General features: G+C 65.1%; 17 protein-coding genes and 1 pseudogene. 13 read left to right on the top strand and 5 right to left on the bottom strand.

The annotated features are described in order from the left end of the window. Positions 1-15: 15 nt before the first annotated feature. From DB708_RS20215 to DB708_RS20205, 3 genes are read right to left on the bottom strand one after another with little or no spacing between them, the layout of a single operon-like run. A complete protein-coding gene (locus DB708_RS20215) occupies positions 16-636 on the bottom strand; it encodes a PaaI family thioesterase (protein WP_108925028.1) in 621 nt (206 codons plus the stop codon). Beyond that, positions 633-1,271: a cysteine hydrolase family protein gene (locus DB708_RS20210; protein WP_108925027.1), complete on the bottom strand. Its 639-nt coding sequence runs from the start codon at positions 1,269-1,271 to the stop codon at positions 633-635. The genes DB708_RS20215 and DB708_RS20210 overlap by 4 nt, the downstream gene beginning before the upstream one ends. Then, positions 1,268-2,278 carry a Rieske 2Fe-2S domain-containing protein gene (locus DB708_RS20205; RefSeq protein ID WP_108925025.1) on the bottom strand — a complete coding sequence of 337 codons (1,011 nt, stop codon included), beginning with the start codon at positions 2,276-2,278 and terminating at the stop codon, positions 1,268-1,270. Before DB708_RS20205 ends, DB708_RS20210 begins: the two co-directional genes overlap by 4 nt. Positions 2,279-2,375: 97 nt before the next feature. Here DB708_RS20205 and DB708_RS20200 point away from each other — a divergent pair, with 97 nt between their 5' ends. Genes DB708_RS20200 through DB708_RS20180 form a run of 5 tightly spaced genes read left to right on the top strand, consistent with a single transcriptional unit; the run spans position 2,376 to position 7,003 of the window. Beyond that, positions 2,376-2,840 carry a nuclear transport factor 2 family protein gene (locus tag DB708_RS20200; RefSeq protein WP_108925023.1) on the top strand — a complete coding sequence of 155 codons (465 nt, stop codon included), beginning with the start codon at positions 2,376-2,378 and terminating at the stop codon, positions 2,838-2,840. Beyond that, positions 2,833-4,455, top strand: a complete 1,623-nt coding sequence (locus DB708_RS20195) for a flavin-containing monooxygenase (protein ID WP_108925021.1) — start codon at positions 2,833-2,835, stop codon at positions 4,453-4,455. The genes DB708_RS20200 and DB708_RS20195 overlap by 8 nt, the downstream gene beginning before the upstream one ends. Positions 4,456-4,473: 18 nt before the next feature. Continuing rightward, a complete protein-coding gene (locus tag DB708_RS20190) occupies positions 4,474-5,586 on the top strand; it encodes an alpha/beta hydrolase family protein (protein ID WP_108925019.1) in 1,113 nt (370 codons plus the stop codon). Then, positions 5,583-5,963: a nuclear transport factor 2 family protein gene (locus DB708_RS20185; protein WP_108925017.1), complete on the top strand. Its 381-nt coding sequence runs from the start codon at positions 5,583-5,585 to the stop codon at positions 5,961-5,963. The genes DB708_RS20190 and DB708_RS20185 overlap by 4 nt, the downstream gene beginning before the upstream one ends. Beyond that, positions 5,960-7,003, top strand: coding sequence for a TIGR03857 family LLM class F420-dependent oxidoreductase (locus DB708_RS20180; protein WP_201263569.1), 1,044 nt, complete (start codon positions 5,960-5,962; stop codon positions 7,001-7,003). The genes DB708_RS20185 and DB708_RS20180 overlap by 4 nt, the downstream gene beginning before the upstream one ends. 20 nt (positions 7,004-7,023) lie before the next feature. On the opposite strand, the gene DB708_RS20175 is transcribed toward DB708_RS20180, so the two are convergent. Next, positions 7,024-8,520 (bottom strand): acyl-CoA carboxylase subunit beta, encoded by a 1,497-nt coding sequence (locus DB708_RS20175; protein ID WP_108925015.1) that lies wholly within the window; start codon positions 8,518-8,520, stop codon positions 7,024-7,026. Between the two features lie 87 nt (positions 8,521-8,607). Between DB708_RS20175 and DB708_RS20170 the strand changes: the two genes are divergently transcribed. From DB708_RS20170 to DB708_RS20160, 3 genes and pseudogenes are all read left to right on the top strand, one after another. Next, complete coding sequence (locus DB708_RS20170) at positions 8,608-9,630, top strand: LLM class F420-dependent oxidoreductase (RefSeq protein ID WP_108925013.1); 1,023 nt, start codon at positions 8,608-8,610, stop codon at positions 9,628-9,630. An 11-nt stretch (positions 9,631-9,641) separates the two neighbouring features. Beyond that, positions 9,642-10,861: pseudogene (locus DB708_RS20165) on the top strand (cytochrome P450). A gap of 36 nt (positions 10,862-10,897) precedes the next feature. Next, positions 10,898-11,722, top strand: a complete 825-nt coding sequence (locus DB708_RS20160) for an SDR family NAD(P)-dependent oxidoreductase (RefSeq protein WP_108925274.1) — start codon at positions 10,898-10,900, stop codon at positions 11,720-11,722. A gap of 67 nt (positions 11,723-11,789) precedes the next feature. Here DB708_RS20160 and poxB read toward each other — a convergent pair whose 3' ends face one another. Next, positions 11,790-13,526 carry a ubiquinone-dependent pyruvate dehydrogenase gene (poxB, locus tag DB708_RS20155; RefSeq protein ID WP_108925011.1) on the bottom strand — a complete coding sequence of 579 codons (1,737 nt, stop codon included), beginning with the start codon at positions 13,524-13,526 and terminating at the stop codon, positions 11,790-11,792. 113 nt (positions 13,527-13,639) lie between these two features. Here poxB and DB708_RS20150 point away from each other — a divergent pair, with 113 nt between their 5' ends. From DB708_RS20150 to DB708_RS20130, 5 genes are read left to right on the top strand one after another with little or no spacing between them, the layout of a single operon-like run. Continuing rightward, on the top strand, positions 13,640-14,266 hold the full coding sequence (locus tag DB708_RS20150) for a TetR/AcrR family transcriptional regulator (RefSeq protein WP_108925009.1): 627 nt from the start codon (positions 13,640-13,642) through the stop codon (positions 14,264-14,266). 12 nt (positions 14,267-14,278) lie between these two features. Continuing rightward, positions 14,279-14,956: a hypothetical protein gene (locus DB708_RS20145; RefSeq protein WP_108925007.1), complete on the top strand. Its 678-nt coding sequence runs from the start codon at positions 14,279-14,281 to the stop codon at positions 14,954-14,956. 2 nt (positions 14,957-14,958) lie between these two features. Then, positions 14,959-16,863, top strand: coding sequence for a YhgE/Pip domain-containing protein (locus DB708_RS20140; protein WP_108925005.1), 1,905 nt, complete (start codon positions 14,959-14,961; stop codon positions 16,861-16,863). 41 nt (positions 16,864-16,904) lie between these two features. After that, positions 16,905-17,345, top strand: coding sequence for a VOC family protein (locus tag DB708_RS20135; protein WP_108925003.1), 441 nt, complete (start codon positions 16,905-16,907; stop codon positions 17,343-17,345). Next, positions 17,342-18,076, top strand: a complete 735-nt coding sequence (locus DB708_RS20130) for an SDR family NAD(P)-dependent oxidoreductase (protein WP_108925001.1) — start codon at positions 17,342-17,344, stop codon at positions 18,074-18,076. The genes DB708_RS20135 and DB708_RS20130 overlap by 4 nt, the downstream gene beginning before the upstream one ends. Positions 18,077-18,078 lie beyond the last annotated feature (2 nt).

The following is an 18,078-nucleotide window of genomic DNA, read 5'->3' as shown; positions in this document are numbered from 1 at the left end:
TCCTTCGAGCGCCTCTCACGGCTGGTGGGGTAGCAGACGGACCATCAGGCCATTGGCTTCGCTGAGCAGCGATCCGTCGGCGGCGGTCATCGTCGAGGTGATGAAGATTTTCCTGCCATCAGCATTGCTGATGGCGCCTTTGGCGATCAAGGGTTCGTCGATCGGGGTGATCTTGCGGTAGTCGACGTGCAGGTAAGCGGTCCGGGTCGGGCGTATTCCCGCGGTGGACACCACCATGCCGAACAGCCAGTCGTAGAACAGCGGGATCATGCCGCCGTGCACGGCCCGATTACCACCAATGTGTGCGGTGGTGAAATGGCCGGCCATGGTCACGCCGTCGGGACCGGAGTCGGTCACCATCCAGGGCGGCATCAGGGGATGCGCCAACCCGGGCAGGGTCAGCACCCGGCCGGCCACCGCCTGCGTCTCCGGGACCTGGTGCCCGTCCAGCAGAGCGCACGCGTTCTCTAGGTGGCTGGTCGCGGCGGCCCACAGCGTGGGGTCGGGGTTGGTGGACACCGTCAGGTCCTGCAGGCGGCGCAACGCCTCGACGAATGAGCCCAGCTCGGCGGGAGCATTTTCGACGGGCTTGACGTCGGGAAATCCGCCGCGCACCTCCGGCGCTGTCTCGGTCATGGGGATCCTTTGGCCTGCTGCTGCCATGCCTGGAGCAGATCGGAGGTCGTGGTGATCGTTGCCAGCAGCGAAAGCGTGTTGGCGATCATCGCAGCACCGTACTCGGTCGGGATGCCCGCCACGGCGTCGGAGGGGATGACTACGCGGTAGGCGGCGTTGACCGAATCCATGACGACGTTGGGTATCGCGATGTTCAGCGACACACCGACCACGACGACCGTGGAAACACCGAGGTTACGCAGCACCGCGTCCAGGTCGGTGCCGCCCATCGGTCCCACGCCGTGCCAGCGGCGCAGAATTAAATCCGTTGGCGCAGGGCCTAACTCGGGCAGCAACGCCGCCCCGGGTGTGCCGGGCGTGATGTCCACTTGGTTGCCGCCACCCATCGCGAAGATCTTGGCATTGTGGTTGGAGCCGAGCCCGTCGGGGCGCCGCTGCACCAGGCAGTGCACCACATGCACACCGGCCGCACGCGCCGCCGGCAACAGCCGCACGATGTTGGGCAGCGCCTCGCGGCGGGCTTCCTCGGCGAGCGCCGCCAATCCCGCATGCGGGCCGATGACCGCGCCCTGGCATTCCTGGGTGATGACCGCGGTGTGCTCGGGCGCCGCGATGCCGGCGAGTTTGGATGTCATGCAGACGCGGTGACTTCGGGCGGGACATCGTAGAACTGCATCGCCCATTTCCGCAGTGCCATATAGCCTTTCGCGTCGACTTTAGACAGCGCCGGGCGTTCCACGTACTTCTGGTAGCGCCAGATCTCCAGGTCGTCGAAGGCGGTGGACAGGAACTGCTTTTCGATCAGGTCGCGCAGCTTGCCGTCGGGCACGTCGGAGTCGTCGCCGGGGATTCGCGGCCACCAGATCGAATAGAACAGGTCCGAGCACTCGTCGTCGACCGGTGTGCAGGTGAAAATCAGCCGGTGATTCTGCGCGCCCTCGAAGACGCTGATCGCCCCGCCGAGACCGAACAGGTGGCTGTGGAACCGCAGCGCGAGATCGTCGGGATCGTCGCTGCGCGCATCCGGCCAGCCCGCGATGAATTGCCATTCCTGGTCGACGATCTTCCAGTCGAGCACCCTTGGCGTCACCGTCGCGTGGTGCACATACTCGAAATGGGCGCTGTCAGGGGCGTTCTCCGCCACGATCTGCGGGTGCACCGGTTCGCGTTCCGCGCGCCGGGAGAACTCCGGATACGCCCGGTAGTAGCCGGCCGGATCCGTCTCGAACTGCGGGAACTTACCGAAGATGTCGGGCATCTCCCATTGCGGCTCCTTGCCGTCCGGGTGATGCCAGACAAACACGCAGTCGTACTGCTCCTGGACGGGATACGACTTCAGTCGCAGCGCCCGATTGGGGCGGTCCGGCTGATAAGGGATGTACCGGTTGGTGCCGTCCGGGCCCCAGCGCCAGCCGTGGAAGGGGCACTCGACGCAGTCGCCGACGACCTTGCCGCCGTGGCCGATGTGGGCGCCGAGGTGCTTGCAGTGCGCTTCCAGAACGTGCAGTTCGCCGGACTGGTCGCGATAGGCGACGAGATCCTCACCGAAATACTGCAGGGGCCGGACCTCGCCAACGGGGAATTCGGGCGACCACCCGACCATGAACCATCCGGTGACTTTCCAGGTGAAAGGGACCCTCACGCCTGCCCTCCGTAGTAGTTTCGCTCATACTAAGTCCTTTACAGTATAGATTTCAGCAGGTCCTCTGAAGTTCGTCCAGAGCGCAGCAAGGAGCGTGATGACTCAACCGGTTGTCTCGGTGGCTGATGAGCTGGAAGAGCTTCGAAAACTCAAGGCGCGATACTGCCGATTTCTGGACACCAAAGACGTCGAATCCTGGTGCGGCGTGTTCACCGCCGACGTGGTGGTCACCCTCGACATGGCGGTTTCGGTCGCCGGCGCCGACCCGATGACGGCGGCGCCGATCGAGGGCGTCGACAACTTCGTTCCGACCGTGCTGGGTGGCCTGGTGGGCGTGGCGACGATGCACCATTGCCACACCCCGGAGCTCACCCTCACCTCGGCCACCACCGCCACCGGCATCTGGGCGATGGAGGACCTGCTCATCTTCGGCGACGGCCGCGAGATGCACGGCGCGGGTCACTACCACGAGACCTACCAGAAGACCGACGGCTCCTGGCGGATCAAGAGCCTGCACCTGACTCGAACGATCCTGAGGATAAGCGGTGGTGAGAATGGCTGAACCCGATGCCTCCTTCGACGTGCTGGTGATCGGCGCCGGGTTCTCCGGCCTGTACATGCTGCATCGGCTGCACCAGCTCGGTATCCGCACGCGCGTGCTGGAGATGGCCGAAAATGTCGGTGGCACCTGGTTGTTCAACCGCTACCCCGGTGCGCGCTGTGACATCGAAAGCATCGAGTACTCCTACAGCTTCTCCGAAGAGATTCAGCAGGAATGGGTCTGGACGGAATCGATGCCCGCCCAGCCCGAGATCGAGGCATACCTGAATTTCGTCGCCGACCGGTTGGACCTGCGCCGCGATATCGCGTTCCACACCAAGGTCGTCGGGATGGAGTTCGACGAAGAGGCCGCGGTGTGGCTGGTGCGCACCGATTCCGGCGAGTCGTTTGTCGCTCCGATCGTCGTCGCCGCCTCCGGCATCCTGTCGGTGCCGCTGGAGCCGGACATCCCGGGGATGGGGACGTTCGCCGGAACGTCGCTGTTCACCAGCCGGTGGCCGAAGGAGGGCTTCGACCTGACCGGAAAGCGGGTCGGCGTCATCGGTACCGGCTCTACCGGGGTTCAGCTGATCCCGGTTGTGGCTCAACAAGCCTTGCAGCTCTGCGTGTTTCAGCGTTCACCGGCATACACGCTGCCGTGGCAGGTGCACCGGTTCGAACCCGGCGAGCTGGACGAGATGAAAGGCCGATACGGCGAGATCCGGGAAGCCCAACGGGCCCACCCGATCGGGGCGGCACGTCTGAGCGCCTTTTCCGTCCTGCTGGAAATGCTGAGCAGTCCGCCGCTGAAGTCGGCGTCGCGGGAAGACCAATTGCGTGCCGTCGAGGAGAACGGTGTGATGGGCGCGCTCAACTGGAGCGACATCTTCTTCGACATCGAGGCCAACCAGATGGCGGCCAAGCTGTACGGCGAGGCGGTGGCCCGCATCGTCAACGACCCGCAGACCGCGGCGTCGTTGGTGCCCGTGCATCCCTTCGCGTGCAAGCGGCCGATCATCGATCAGGGTTACTACGAGACGTTCAACCGGTCCAACGTCACGCTGGTCGACCTGCGCAAGGCGCCGATTCGCGAGATAACCGCGAACGGCATCCGCACCGAAAGCGACGAGTACGAGCTCGACGTGATCGTCTATGCCACCGGGTTCGACGCGATGACCGGAGCGCTGAGTCGCATCGATGTCCGGGGCCGCGACGCCAGGTCGCTGGGCGAGTTCTGGGCGACCGAAGGCCCGCTGTCCTATCTCGGACTGGCGGTCGCCGGTTTCCCCAACCTGTTCACCATCCAGGGCCCGGGCAGCCCGAGTGCGGCCACGAACTTCGTCGCGGCGCTGGAACAACATGTGGAGTGGATCGGCGATTGCATCGCGCATCTGCGCGACAACGGAATCCGCACCATCGAAGCGCTGGACACCGCGCAGCAGGAATGGATCGACCATGCCACCGCGCTCGTCGCGCCCACGGTGTTGGTTCACCCATCCTGCAACTCTTGGTACAACGGCGGTAACGTGCCCGGCAAGAAGCGGATGTACATGGGCTATACCGGTGGAATCCCCGAATATCGGCGCCGCTGCGACGAAATCGCCGCCGGCGGATACACCGGCTTCAAGCTGGTCTGACTGGTTAAGGTGAGCGGCATGTCATTGGCGACACGCGGGCTAGGTATCGGCCGCGAACTGGGCATGGTGCTGCCGCGCACGGTGGCCGGCCTCAACGAGTCCACGGGCTGGGTCCCCGCGTCACCGCGGGGGGTACGTCAGTTCGGCGAGGTCATGCTGGACGAACTTGTCCTGAGTGGCTTTTCGTTGCTGAGCGGGAATCTGACAAAAGATGTGCGGCCGCTGAGCGCATGCGTGCCGGCCGCCGAGCAGTTGTCGGCGCTGGGCATCGACGGCGCACATGCCGCGCCAAAGCCGTTGCGGGCGACATCGATACGGCGCCACCGCATCGGCCGGCTGGCGTACGAACGAATGACGTTCGAGCATGACCCGCTGCTGCCGGAGACGCTGGCGGCCGAGGGCCTGAGCGGTCCGTCCAGGGCCGTGGTGCACCTGTGCCGCCATCGCGACGGCCCGCGCCCGTGGCTGATCTGGGTGCACGGAGCCGGCCAGGGCGGCACCGAAGATCTGTTGCTGTCTCGCATCGGCCACATTCACCACACGCTGGGGTTCAACGTCGCGATGCCGGTGCAGCCGGGTCACGGACGCCGGCGCCGCGAATGGCCTGCCTATCCGGACATGGATCCACTGGGCAACGTCGCGGGCATGATGCGTTCGGTGTCGGAGGTGCGTGCGGTGGTGCGCTGGGCACAGCCACAAGCCAGTGTCGTTGTGGTGTCAGGTATTTCGATGGGAACTCCGGTCGCCGCGCTGGTTTCGCACCTGGAACGGCAAATCGACGCGGTTGCGCTGTACACCCCGATTCTGGGTCTGAACGCGATGATCGCCCGGCACCTGTCGCGCTGGGGATCGGCGCGGGACGCCTTCCGTGACCTGCTGGGATCCCCGGTGGTCGCGCAGTTGACGTCGGTGATCGATCCGCTGAAGGTCGACCCGGCACCGCCGCCGCAGCACCGGCTCATCGTCGGGGCATGGCACGATCGGATGGCGATGCGCGAGCCCACCGACGCGTTGCAGGAGCGCTGGGGCGGTCAGCTGTACTGGTACGACGGCAGCCACGTCGGCCACATCTTCTCCCGCCGCGTACAAAAAGTCTCCGAACGATTCCTGCGCGAGGTGGCCGCGCGATGACGGCGACCCGCACGGCGCGCGAAGTCGTCGAACTGTACAACCTCGTGGTCTGGAACGATCGCGACATTGCACTGGCCGAAGAGTTGTTGGGGGACAACGTCATCCGGCACGAGGTCGGTGAGGCGCGGACGCTGACCCACGCCGAGGCGGTTGCCCGGGTCTCGGACATGTGGCAACACGTCGAGTCACTGCACTTCGACCTGAACATCGTGATCGCCAACGAGGACGGCGAGCACGTCGCCATCGTCTACGACTCGACCATCACCACCGGCGACGGCAACAAGACCTACATCGCCAGCATCGAAGTGTTCCGCGTCGTTGCCGGCCGGATCACCGAAGTCTGGAACTGCGGCTACCACCAAGGAGTTTGGAATTGACTGATCGCGCACTCGACGAATTGGGCTACTACCTGCTGGCCGGCGCCGGAGGTGAGGGGCCGGCGACGTTGATGGACGAGGCTCGCCGCGGCGAGGAGCTGGGCTTCGGCACCGGATTCATCTCCGAGCGCTGGAACGTCAAGGAAGCGTCGTCTCTGGTCGGCGCGGCCTGCGCGGTGACCAACCGGATGCAGATCGCCACCGCCGCAACCAATCACAACACGCGGCACCCGCTGATCACCGGATCGTGGGCAACCACTATGCACCGGCTCTCCCGCGGGCGATTCACGCTGGGCATCGGGCGTGGCATCGCCGCAATCTACGGCGCCTTCGGCATACCGGCGGTCACGACCGCGCAGATGGAGGACTGGGCGCACGTCATGCGGCGCCTGTTCCACGGCGAGCTGATCTTCAACCATGACGGCCCGATGGGTAAATACCCCATTCTGTTTCTCGACCCGGACTTCAACGAAGACATTCGATTGGCGCTGGTGGCGTTCGGACCCAACACACTAGAGCTCGGCGGGCGCGCCTTCGACGACGTCATCCTGCACACCTACTTCACGCCGGAGACGTTGGCGCGTTGCGTCAAAACCGTCAAATCCGCGGCCCAGAAGGCGGGCCGCGACCCCGACAGCGTGCGGGTGTGGTCATGCTTCGCAACGGTCGGTGACCACCTGCCCGAGCAGCTGCGCCTGAAGAAGACCGTCGCCCGGCTGGCCACCTATCTGCAGGGGTACGGCGATCTGTTGGTCAAGACCAACAACTGGGATCCCGCTGTGCTGGAACGCTTCCGGGCAGATGCGGTGGTGACCTCGGTCGCCGGCGGCATCGACCACAAGGCCACGCCCGAGCAGATCGCGCACATCGCGACGCTGATTCCCGACGAGTGGCTGGAGCCGTCGGCCACCGGCTCGTCGCAGCAGTGTGCGGATCGCATCCGCAAGGAATTCGAGTACGGGGCCGATGCGGTGATCATGCACGGCGCGACCCCCGACGAGCTGGAGCCGGTGGTCGCGGCGTACCGGGCGGGGGACTAGCCCTTAGACGCTGCCGCCGCTCACGGCAGAATCAGGGTCCGGCTCACCGGCTCCGCGACGGCCTGCCGGGCCGACAGACCCCGTAGCAGGGAAGCCAGCAAGGCGTCTCGGGTTTCGCGGGGATCGATGAGTTCGTCGAATCCCATGCTTTCGGCCGAGCGATAGGACGCCTGCAACTCGGCGTCGCGCAACTTCGCGGTGACGTCCTCGCCGGCGTGCGTCGCCCGGCCCAGCGCCGCCGCGCTCATGGCGCCCATCGTTGCGCCGGGGTAGGCGAAGGTCGCGGACTGGCTGTCGAAACCCAGTAGCGACATGACCATCGAGCCGAACCCGTATGCCTTGCGCAGCGTCACATGCAGCTTCACGGTGGTGGCCGCCGTCTGGGCGGCGAACATGCGCGCGCCGGCGCGCAGCACCCCGCTGCGCTCGGACCGGCTGCCGGGCAGCATGCCGGGATTGTCCGCAAAGAAGATGAGCGGCAGGTGGAATGAGTCGGCCACCATGATGAATTGAGCCGCCTTGTCCGCGGCGTCGGCGTCGATGGAGCCGGCCAGCACGTTGGGCTGGTTCGCGACGACCGCGACCGGATGGCCACCGAGGTGGGCCAGCGCGCAGATGATCGCCTTGCCGTACTGCGGCTGCACTTCGAACCAGTCCGGCCGGTCGAAAACCACATCGAGCACCGCGCGCATGTCATAGACGCGGCGGTTGTCGCGCGAAACGATCTCGAGCAGTTCCGGCGTCGGCCGTGGCCCGTTGTCTTCGTCGGGTGCCAGCGGCGTGGGGTACGACCATGCGCTCCGCGGGAAGTACGACAGGTAACGCCGGATGTCGGCAATGACGGCTTCGTCGTCTTCGGCGACGTTGTGGATCACGCCGCTGGGCAAGGCGGTGACGGGTCCGCCGAGGTCTTCCTTTGAAATGTCTTCTCCGGTCGACTCTTTGACGACCGGGGGTCCCGCGGTGAAGATCGCGCCCTGTCGGCTCATGATCCGGAAGTCGCACACCGGTGCCACCAGCGCGCCATGTCCGGCCGAGGGACCCAGCACCGCGGCGACGGTCGGCACCTTGCCCGAACACTGCGCCTGAGCGAGCAGGTCGGTGGGGGCGCGCCCATAGTGCCCGCCGCCGGGGCGAAAGCCCGCCCCTTCGAGCAACATCACCAGCGGAGTCTTGTTGCGCAGTGCCAGCTCGGCGATGCGGTAGCGCTTCGAGTTGCCCCCGGGCCCGATGCTGCCGGCCATCGTGGTGAAGTCCTCGGCGCCCAGCATCACCGGCGAGCCGTTGATCTCCCCCGATCCCACGATCAGTGCGTCGGCCGCGACCTCGCCGCCGACGAGCGTGCCTATTTCGCGGAAGGTGCCCGGGTCGAGGAGCCGCTCGATGCGCGCGCGGGCGTCGAGCTTGCCCTTGCCGCGGTGCTTGTCGAGCCGCTCCGCCCCGCCCATGCCCCGTGCGCGCTGACGTCGAAGGGCGAGATCGGAGAGCGTTTCCTCCCAGTCCGGGGGTTTTGTCATGCGTTAGTCCTACCTCTTGCGGATTCGATCGCGCACGCCTGGATCTGCAGGGTCACATACTGGATTGCTTACTGTAAAGTTACCCGCATGCCTGACGGCCCCCGCCTCAAGATCGATGGCGGCATCCCGAATCGACTTGAACGCGTGGTTGAAGCGGTCGGCAACCTGGAACGACAGGGATACGACGGCGGCTGGACGGCCGAAACCAGTCACGATCCGTTTCTGCCGCTGCTGCTGGCCGCCGAGCACACGTCGCGACTCGAGCTCGGCACCAACATCGCGGTGGCGTTCGCGCGCAATCCGATGATCGTCGCCAACGTCGCCTGGGATTTGCAGGCGTATTCGCAGGGCCGCTTCATTCTCGGCCTGGGCACCCAGATTCAGCCCCACATCGAGAAGCGATTCAGCATGCCGTGGAGTCATCCGGCCCGCCGGATGCGCGAATTCGTCTCCGCGCTGCACGCCATCTGGTCGGCCTGGAACGGCGACGCCAAGCTGAGCTTCGAGGGCGAGTTCTATACGCACAAGATCATGACGCCGATGTTCACCCCGGAGCAGCACCCGTATTCGGTGCCCAAGGTGTTCATGGCGGCGGTCGGTGAAGTGATGACCGAGATGTGCGGCGAGGTCGCCGACGGCCACCTCGGCCACCCGATGGTCTCGAAGCGGTACCTCGACGAGGTGACGGTGCCGGCACTGCTGCGCGGGATGGCGCGCAGCGGCCGCGACCGCGGCGACTTCCAGGTGTCCTGCGAGGTGATGGTGGCGACCGGAGAGAACGACGCCGAGTTGGCCGCGGCCAAGACCGCCACGCGCAAGCAGATCGCCTTCTACGGATCCACACCCGCGTACCGCAAAGTGCTTGAGCTGCATGGCTGGGGCGACCTGCACGCCGAGCTGAATCGCCTGTCCAAGCAGGGCGAATGGGACGCGATGGGATCGCTGATCGACGACGAAATGCTGGCGGCCTTCGCGGTCGTCGGCCCGGTGGACAAAGTCGGCGCCGCCCTGAGAACCCGGTGTGAGGGCATGGTCGACCGGGTGCTGCCGATCTTCTACAACGCTTCCCAGTCCTGTATCACCGCCGCAATGAAGGAGTTTCGCCAGTGAGCACAACGACGATGGACGATGCCGGTCGATTGTTGGCAGATCCGTTGGCGTACACCGACGAAAAGCGGCTGCACGCGGCGCTGGCTCATTTGCGTGCCACCGCGCCGGTGTCGCGGGTCGAGGTGCCGGACTACAAGGCGTTCTGGGCGATCACCAAACACGCCGACATCATGGACATCGAGCGCGAGAACATGCTGTTCACGAACTGGCCGCGCCCGGTGCTCACCACCGTCGAGGGCGACGAGCTGCAAGCCGCCGCCGGGGTGCGCACCTTGATCCATTTGGACGACCCGCAACACCGGGTGGTGCGTGCGATCGGCTCCGACTGGTTTCGTCCAAAGGCTATGCGCGCGTTGAAGATGCGAGTTGACGAGCTCGCCAAGATCTACGTCGACAAGATGCTGGCCGTCGGCCCCGAATGTGACTTCGTCCAGCAGGTTGCGGTGAACTACCCGCTTTACGTGATCATGTCGCTGCTGGGTATCCCGGAGGCCGACTTCGCCCGCATGCTCAAGCTCACCCAGGAACTGTTCGGCAGCGACGACTCCGAATTCAAGCGCGGTGACACAAGCGAGGATCAGATACCCGCGTTGCTCGACATGTTCGGTTACTTCAACGGCGTGACCGCGGCCCGCCGCGAGAGTCCGACCGAGGATCTCGCCTCGGCGATCGCCAACGCCCGCGTCGACGGTGAACCGCTGTCCGACATCGACACCGTGTCCTACTACCTGATCGTGGCGACCGCCGGCCACGACACCACCAGCGCGACCATCTCCGGCGGCCTGCAGGCACTCATCGAGAATCCGGACCAACAGAGGCGGTTGCGCGAAAATCTCGACCTGATGCCGTTGGCGACCGAGGAGATGATCCGCTGGGTGACGCCGGTCAAGGAGTTCATGCGGACTGCCAACGAGGACACCACCGTGCGCGGGGTACCTATCGCCGCGGGAGATTCCGTGCTGCTGTCTTACGTGTCGGCCAATCGCGACGAGGAAGTCTTCGACGACCGTTCCGTTTTGACGTCGGGCGAGACCCCAACAAGCACCTGGCCTTCGGTTACGGCGTGCACTTCTGCATGGGTGCGGCCCTGGCCCGGATGGAAGTCAACAGCTTCTTCTCCGAGCTGCTGCCCCGACTCAAATCGATTGAGCTGACCGGTGATCCGGAACTGGTTGCCACGACGTTCGTTGGCGGCCTCAAGCACCTGCCGGTTCGTTACTCGCTGGCCTAACACGCGCTCGCTAGACTCCCCGTGGAGGACTACGCAATGACGCATAGGACGGTTGTCATCACGGGTGGCAGTGACGGCATTGGTGCCGCCGCAGCTCGCCGGCTACGCCATAGCGGTGATGACGTTGTGGTGGTCGGGCGCTCGGAGAGTAAGACCGCCGCGGTGGCAACGGAATTGGGCGCCGACTACTTCGTGGCCGACTTCAGCAACCTGGCTCAGGTACGCGCCTTGGCGGACAAGATTCGTTCCCGGTATCCGCGCATCGACGTGCTGCTCAACAACGCCGGCGGCATGCGGACAAAAATCCAGCTGACACCCGACGGCTACGAACACACCTATCAGGTCAACTACCTGTCGCCGTTCCTGCTGACCACCCAGCTGCTGCCGGTGCTCATTGATTCGCGCGCGACCATCGTCAACACGACCAGCTCGTCGCACAAGCTGGTTCGCCGGGCCACCGTCGACGACCTGGAGGACACCGCGCGGCGCCGTCCCGGCACCGCGTACGCACTGTCCAAGCTGGCAATCGTGTTGTTCACCAAGGAATTACACCGTCGCCACCACGCCGGCGGGCTGTCCGTTGCGACGGTCCATCCCGGCTACGTCAACTCCAACTTCGGCCGCGCGTCGGGATCGCGGTTCCTGGTCTTCATGCAGCAGTACACGCCGCAGGCCCGGTTCACCGCGAGCGTGGACGAAGGGGCAGACCAACTGGTGTGGCTCGCATCCAGCGTTCCCGGTGACGAATGGATGCCGGGGGAGTACTTCGCGAAACGCAGGGTCGCTAGAACCAGCCGCTTGGCCGGCGATCCCAGCCTTGCCCGCGAGCTGTGGGAGCGCACTTCGGCCACGCTCGGCTGAGCACCCCGGAGCGCACCCGAAAATCGCTCGTTCCCAAGGTAATCGCTGTTGATGGTCCCGCGGGAGGTTAGTCGAGGATTCGACGGGCAACGTTGGTCGTGATCAGGTCGAGCAGTTCGTCGCCGCGACCGGCAAGGATGGTGCGGATCGCGTAGAGCGTGAAGCCCTTGGCCTGTTCGGCGGAGATCGAGGGCGGGATGCTCAATTCCTGGCGGGCGGTGACAACATCGACAAGGGCGGGCCCGTCATGGGCGAACGCGCCGGCCAGTGCCGACTCGAGTTCGCCGGGCTTTTCGACGCGGGCACCGAACATTCCTAATGCTCGGGCGACCGCCCCGAAGTCGGGGTTATGCAGATCGGTGCCGAAGTTGACGATGCCTGCTGCCTTCATCTCCAGCTCGACGAAGCTCAACGAGGCGTTGTTGAACACCACGACCTTGACCGGCAGTTTGTTCTGCACCAGGGTCAGCAGCTCACCGAAGAGCATGGCGAGTCCGCCGTCGCCCGCCAGGGCGACTACCTGCCGACCGCGGTCCGGGGTTTGGGCTCCGATGGCGTGCGGTAACGCGCAGGCCATGGTGCCGTGGGTAGCTGAACCGATCAGCCGGCGCCGCCCATTCATGGTCAGATACCGCGCCGCCCAGATCACCGGGGATCCGACGTCGTAGGTGAACACGGCATCGTCGGCGGCGAGCCGGTCGATTGTTGCCGCCACGTACTCGGGCCGGATCGGGGTGCGGTCTCGGTCGTTGACCGCCAGCGCGTCCATCGACCCTCGGGTCTTGCGGTAATGCCGCACTGCCCGGTCCAGGTGGTCGTGGTCGGTCTTATTGCGCAGTAGCGGCTGCAGCGCGGTGATGGTGTCCTTGACCGTACCGACCAAACCGACATCGACGGGGGTGCGCCGCCCGAGATGGCGTCCGCGGATATCCACCTGGATCACGGTGGCGTTCTCGGGATAGAACTGCCGGTAGGGAAAGTCCGTGCCCAACATCAGCAGAACCTCGGCCTCGCGGATCGCCTTGTACCCGGAGGCGAATCCCAATAGCCCGGTCATGCCAACGTCGTAGGGGTTGTCGTATTCGATGTGCTCCTTGCCGCGCAGGGTATGAACGATCGGCGCCTGCAGCGTGGCGGCCAACCCGATCAATTCACCGTGGGCACCGGCCGCGCCGGCGCCGGCGAGGATCGTGATCCGGTTTGAAACGTCGAGGATCCGGGCCGCGCGGGTCAGCGACTCGTCGTCGGGACGTAGCACCGAGTGGGTGGGCTTTACGGGGCGAACGTCCCACGCGTTCTGTGCCGCTCGGCTCAAGAACACCTCGCCGGGTATCACCACCACGGCGACTCCGCGTTCTTCGACGGCGGCGCGCATCGCCATCTCGACGATGCGCGGTGCCATCTCGGGCGTGCTGATCAGCTCGCAATAGACGCTGCATTCTTTGAATAGCTGCTCGGGGTGGGTCTCTTGGAAGTAGTCCGATCCGATTTCGGTCAGCGGGATCTGTGCTGCGATCGCGAGCACCGGAACCGCGCTGCGCTGCGCGTCGTAGAGCCCATTGATCAGGTGCAGGTTGCCCGGCCCGCAGCTGCCGGCGCACACTGCCAGCCCACCGGTTAAGGCGGCGTCCGCGGCAGCGGCAAACGCGGCGGCCTCCTCGTGGCGTACGTGATTCCAGGTGATGCCCGCCGCGCGGCGGATCGCGTCGGTGAACCCGTTGAGACTGTCACCGGGCAGGCCGTAAACACGTTGGATGCAACTGGCTTTCAGCGCGGCGATGATCTGGTCGGCGACGGTCGTCATCGTTGCCGTCCTCTCCGAGTCTGTCCGGCGTTGGCTTCGTTAGAAATGACCATCCCACACCGGGGCACCGGACGCTTTCGATACTCATTAGTATCTAATCGATACCGAAGAGTATGCTGCGGGACATGTCGTCGGTCAAGCCGCATCGGACCCGCCCCACTCGCGGCGAGGTACGCGACCGGATCTTGGATGCGGCCTCGAAAGTGTTCGCCGCTGAAGGGTTCGCCGGTGCCACCATCGATGCGATCGGTCAGGCCGCGGGCTTCACCAAGGGTGCGGTCTACTCGAACTTCGAGTCCAAGGACGAACTGTTCCTAGCCCTGCTCGACCGCGAGTTCGAGCTGCGCGGCGAGCAGATCGCGACGGTGCTGGACAGCAGCGGCGGTGACACCGGCGTGGCCGCAACCGAATTGAGCCGGTCGGTGCTCGACTCGGTTCGTGATCATTCCGACTATTACGTCCTGCTGGTCGAGTACTGGCTGCGCGCACAGCGCGATCCGCAGCTTCGCGAGCGACTGATCGAACGCCGTCGTGCCGCCGCCGGCCAAGCACTTCACATCGTCAAGTCGACTGACACCGTGCCCTCCGACCGGCGGCTGGCCGACCTCGCCCAGCTCGTCGTCACCCTTAATTTGGGCGTCGCGATGGAAGAGGTCCTGCGCCCCGGAACCATAAACCCTGACTTGCTCACGCAACTGATCACCGCACTGCTGGAATCGGCTCCGGATTCCGGCGACTAGGGGGAGCCACAGATGGATACAACAGACGAGTCGGACGCTGATGCGCCGGTGATCGTCGCATCCGGATTAGGGGTCGACGGCGAGCACGGACCTTTGTTCTCGGGTGTCGATCTCGAGCTCACGCCGGGCTTTCACGCGATTCAGATGCCCGGCGGACCGGGACAGACGACGCTGCTGTTGACCCTCGCGGGGCGCTTCAAGCCCACCCACGGCTCGCTGACCGTGCTCGGCGAAACGACGCTGCACGCGATTCGCCGACAATGCTCGATAGCGGCCTTCGACGACATCGACGACCTGGAGGAGTCGGTGACCGTGGCGACCGTGCTCGCGGAGCAACGCCGGTGGTTGGCGCCGTGGTACTCACTGGTGCCGCTGCAAGCCGGTCAGGATGAACTGGCACAGGTCTTCGGCGAGACACCCCCGCCGCCGTCGGCCGCCTACATCGTTGAGCTGTCCGACCTCGAGCTGTTTTTGCTGCGCATCACGCTGGCCCTGCTGTCGAACCGCCCGATCCTGGTGGTCGGCGACCTCGAGCAAGTTCGTGACAATTCCCGGCGAGCGATCGCGGTGGAGCGTCTCGGCGCCATCGCGAAGCAACGCACCGTCGTCGTCGGTGCCACCAACCCGCTCGGTACGGACGCACCCGAGCATGAACTTCACGATCACCGCATCCTGACCGAAGGGGATTGACGATGCTGGCTGGACTCGCATTCGGCTCGGAGATAAAGCGTTTCGGTCGCAAACGGTTGACGCGCGTGGCCATCGTTGTGCTGATGCTGCTGCCGTTGGTGTATGGGGCGTTATACCTGTGGGCGTTCTGGGACCCGTTCGGGCACACCAACAAAATGCCGGTGGCACTGGTCAACTCGGACCAAGGGGCCATGATTTCCGGGGAGCAGTTCAACGCCGGCGCAGAGATTGCCAAGAGCCTGACCGCGGACGGTGGCTTGGAGTGGCACGTCGTGGACTTAGCGGAAGCGCGCAACGGGGTTGACCACGGCAAGTACTACTTCATGGTCGAATTGCCGCCCGACTTCAGCGCGGCGATCGCGTCGCCCGTGACCGGGCAACCCAAGAAGGCCAACCTTATCGCCGTCTACAACGACGCCAACAACTACATCTCGACGAGTATTGGTCGCACCGCTATCAGCCAGGTGCTCAACGCCGTCTCCAGCCGGATCTCCGGACAGGCGGTCAATCACATGCTTTCGGTGGTGGTTTCGTCCGGAGCGGGCATCAAGCAGGCTGCCGACGGGGCGGCTCGACTCGATGACGGCGCCGGTCAGTTGTTGGCCGGTCTTGACAGTGCCCGGTCCGGTTCGGCGAGGCTTGCCGCCGGTGCCCGGCAACTCTCGGACGGAATCAACCAAGCCACCGACCCACTGATCGCGATAACCAGGGCACTGTCGCAAGTCAGCGGCAATACGCAGCAACTGCAACAGGGGGCGAGCGCGCTACAGCAGGCCAACGATCAGATCGGTGCCGTCGCCACGGCCCAGGATGCCGCCGCGAACGCGCTTTCATCGGTGATCGATCAGCTGTCCGCGCGACAGGATCCGTTGGCGAACAACCTGCGCGGCGTCCAGGATCAGCTTCGGGGACACCAGTTCACGCCGCAGATCCGCCAGCAGCTCACCGACGCGCAAAACGCCGCGATCGCGATGACGTCTTCGCTGCGCGGACCCGGCAGCCCGCTGGGATCGGCCCTCGACCAAGTCGGCAATAGCAGCCAGGAGCTGACGAACAAGCTCACCCAACTCCGCGACGGAGCCCAACAGCTCGCCGCAGGCAACGCCGAATTAGCCGGCGGCATAGCGAAACTCGACGACGGCGCTCAACAACTCAAGGCGGGATCTGCCGAGCTGGCGACCAAACTTGCCGACGGGGCTAAGCAGTTGCCCAACTGGAATACCCAGCAAAAAGATGCGGTCGCGGACACCATCGGTGGCCCGGTGCAACTCGCCGCCTCACATGAGAATGCCGCGCCTAACTTCGGCACCGGTATGGCTCCGTTCTTCTTGACGCTGGCCTTGTTCTTCGGCGCATTGGTGCTGTGGATGGTGCTGAGGCCCTTGCAGACCCGCCCGATTGCCGCCGAGGTGCTCGCGTTCCGCGTGGTGCTCGCCAGCTATCTGCCGGCGGCGGCGATCGGGCTATTCCAGGCCATCATTCTGTACTGCGTGGTCCGGTTCGCCCTCGGCATGCACGCGGTACACCCGGTGGCAATGCTGGGGTTCATGGTTCTCATTTCCGGTGCATTCGTGGCGGCGACGCAGGCGATCAACGCGCTTGTAGGTCCAGCGGTGGGCCGAGTGCTGATCATGGCCCTGCTTATGCTGCAGCTCGTCAGCGCCGGCGGCATGTACCCCGTGGAGACCACGTCACGGCCGTTCCAGATCTTGCATCGCTTTGACCCGATGACCTACGGCGTCAACGGACTCCGGCAGCTCATACTCGGCGGCATCGACGCCCGGCTGTGGCAAGCGATCGTCGTGCTGGTGGTGATCACGGCTGTCGCACTGGCGATCTCGTCGGTATCCGCACGACGAGACCGAACCTGGAATGTCAGCAGGCTGATCCCCGCGATCAAGATGTAGCCAAAGGTCTGCGCAGCTAGTCTGCAATCGAGAGGAAGCCCATGTTAGGTGTGCACCATTCGGCGATCTGCACCTCCGATGTCGAACGATCGCTTCGATTCTGGCGTGACGGCCTGGGCATGAGCCAGTTAATGGACTATCACTTCACCGGCAACTGGCCAGAATTGTTCGGCGCCAAGACCGACCGGCTGCGATCGATCTTTCTCGGCGATCCGGAAAAGCCCGGCAGCGGGATTGTCGAACTCGTGGAGCTAGCGGGCGCAGCCGAGGAGCCACCGGGGTCCAGTGTGCCGCGGCATGGATTCTTCCTGCTCTCACTGCAGCGCGAGGTCGATGAGACGCTCTACGCTCTGGCGGCATTGGGATTCACCGAGGGTGTTCGTCGCATCGATGTGGTGGCTCCGGACGGAAAGACGGTCGCCATGGCGGTGATCACCGCACCGGACGGTGTGCTCGTCGAGTTGATCGGACGGGCGAAATGAGCATCGCTCTGGTAACCGGCGGCGCGTCGGGCATCGGGCGTGAAGTCGGGAAACGGCTGTGCGACGCGGGTCACGACGTCGTGGTGTGGGACTTGGCGAACGCCGACATCGCCTGCGATATCAGCGATCCCAATGCGGTGTCGGCGGCGATGGAACGAACCGTGCGTGAGCACGGTGTGCCCACCAGGGTGGTGACCTGCGCCGCAATCGGAGCGGCGGGCGTGCTACTCAAACAGTCGCCGGTGGACTGGGAACGGGTGCTGGCGGTGAACCTCACCGGCACTTGGCTGACGATCCGCGCCGCCGCACTTGCCATGATCGACGCGGGGGTGGGCGGGTCGATCGTCGCGGTCTCCAGCATCAGCGGGTCGATCGCCGATCGCGACATGGGTGCCTATTGTGTGTCGAAGGCCGGTGTGGACATGTTGGTCAAGGTCGCCGCGGTGGAGTGGGGTAGGCACGACATCCGGGTGAACGCCGTCGGGCCCGGGGTGACCCGGACGCCGATGCTGGCCAATCCGGAATCTCTGCCCGGCTGGGTGGAAGGCATGACCGAGCGAACAGCACTCGGCGGCCTGGGACAGGCCGACGACGTGGCCGGGGCCATTGTGGGCGTGCTCGAATTACCCTGGGTGACAGGACAGATCGTGCACGCCGACGGTGGCCTGGCCCTGCACAGTCCCATCGATGCCTACGGCCAGGTACAGCGGCTGAAGGGTCGCGGAAAGTAAAT

This window comes from Mycobacterium montefiorense, from assembly GCF_003112775.1.
GTDB classification, from domain to species: domain Bacteria; phylum Actinomycetota; class Actinomycetes; order Mycobacteriales; family Mycobacteriaceae; genus Mycobacterium; species Mycobacterium montefiorense.
This window is presented reverse-complemented; position numbering and strand designations above follow the sequence as displayed.

Coding starts and splice junctions, on each gene's coding strand:
- DB708_RS20215 (WP_108925028.1), bottom strand. CDS start 636: ATGACCGAGACAGCGCCGGAGGTGCGCGGCGGATTTCCCGACGTCAAG.
- DB708_RS20210 (WP_108925027.1), bottom strand. CDS start 1,271: ATGACATCCAAACTCGCCGGCATCGCGGCGCCCGAGCACACCGCGGTC.
- DB708_RS20200 (WP_108925023.1), top strand. CDS start 2,376: ATGACTCAACCGGTTGTCTCGGTGGCTGATGAGCTGGAAGAGCTTCGA.
- DB708_RS20195 (WP_108925021.1), top strand. CDS start 2,833: ATGGCTGAACCCGATGCCTCCTTCGACGTGCTGGTGATCGGCGCCGGG.
- DB708_RS20190 (WP_108925019.1), top strand. CDS start 4,474: ATGTCATTGGCGACACGCGGGCTAGGTATCGGCCGCGAACTGGGCATG.
- DB708_RS20185 (WP_108925017.1), top strand. CDS start 5,583: ATGACGGCGACCCGCACGGCGCGCGAAGTCGTCGAACTGTACAACCTC.
- DB708_RS20175 (WP_108925015.1), bottom strand. CDS start 8,520: ATGACAAAACCCCCGGACTGGGAGGAAACGCTCTCCGATCTCGCCCTT.
- DB708_RS20170 (WP_108925013.1), top strand. CDS start 8,608: ATGCCTGACGGCCCCCGCCTCAAGATCGATGGCGGCATCCCGAATCGA.
- DB708_RS20160 (WP_108925274.1), top strand. CDS start 10,898: ATGACGCATAGGACGGTTGTCATCACGGGTGGCAGTGACGGCATTGGT.
- poxB (WP_108925011.1), bottom strand. CDS start 13,526: ATGACGACCGTCGCCGACCAGATCATCGCCGCGCTGAAAGCCAGTTGC.
- DB708_RS20150 (WP_108925009.1), top strand. CDS start 13,640: ATGCTGCGGGACATGTCGTCGGTCAAGCCGCATCGGACCCGCCCCACT.
- DB708_RS20145 (WP_108925007.1), top strand. CDS start 14,279: ATGGATACAACAGACGAGTCGGACGCTGATGCGCCGGTGATCGTCGCA.
- DB708_RS20140 (WP_108925005.1), top strand. CDS start 14,959: ATGCTGGCTGGACTCGCATTCGGCTCGGAGATAAAGCGTTTCGGTCGC.
- DB708_RS20135 (WP_108925003.1), top strand. CDS start 16,905: ATGTTAGGTGTGCACCATTCGGCGATCTGCACCTCCGATGTCGAACGA.
- DB708_RS20130 (WP_108925001.1), top strand. CDS start 17,342: ATGAGCATCGCTCTGGTAACCGGCGGCGCGTCGGGCATCGGGCGTGAA.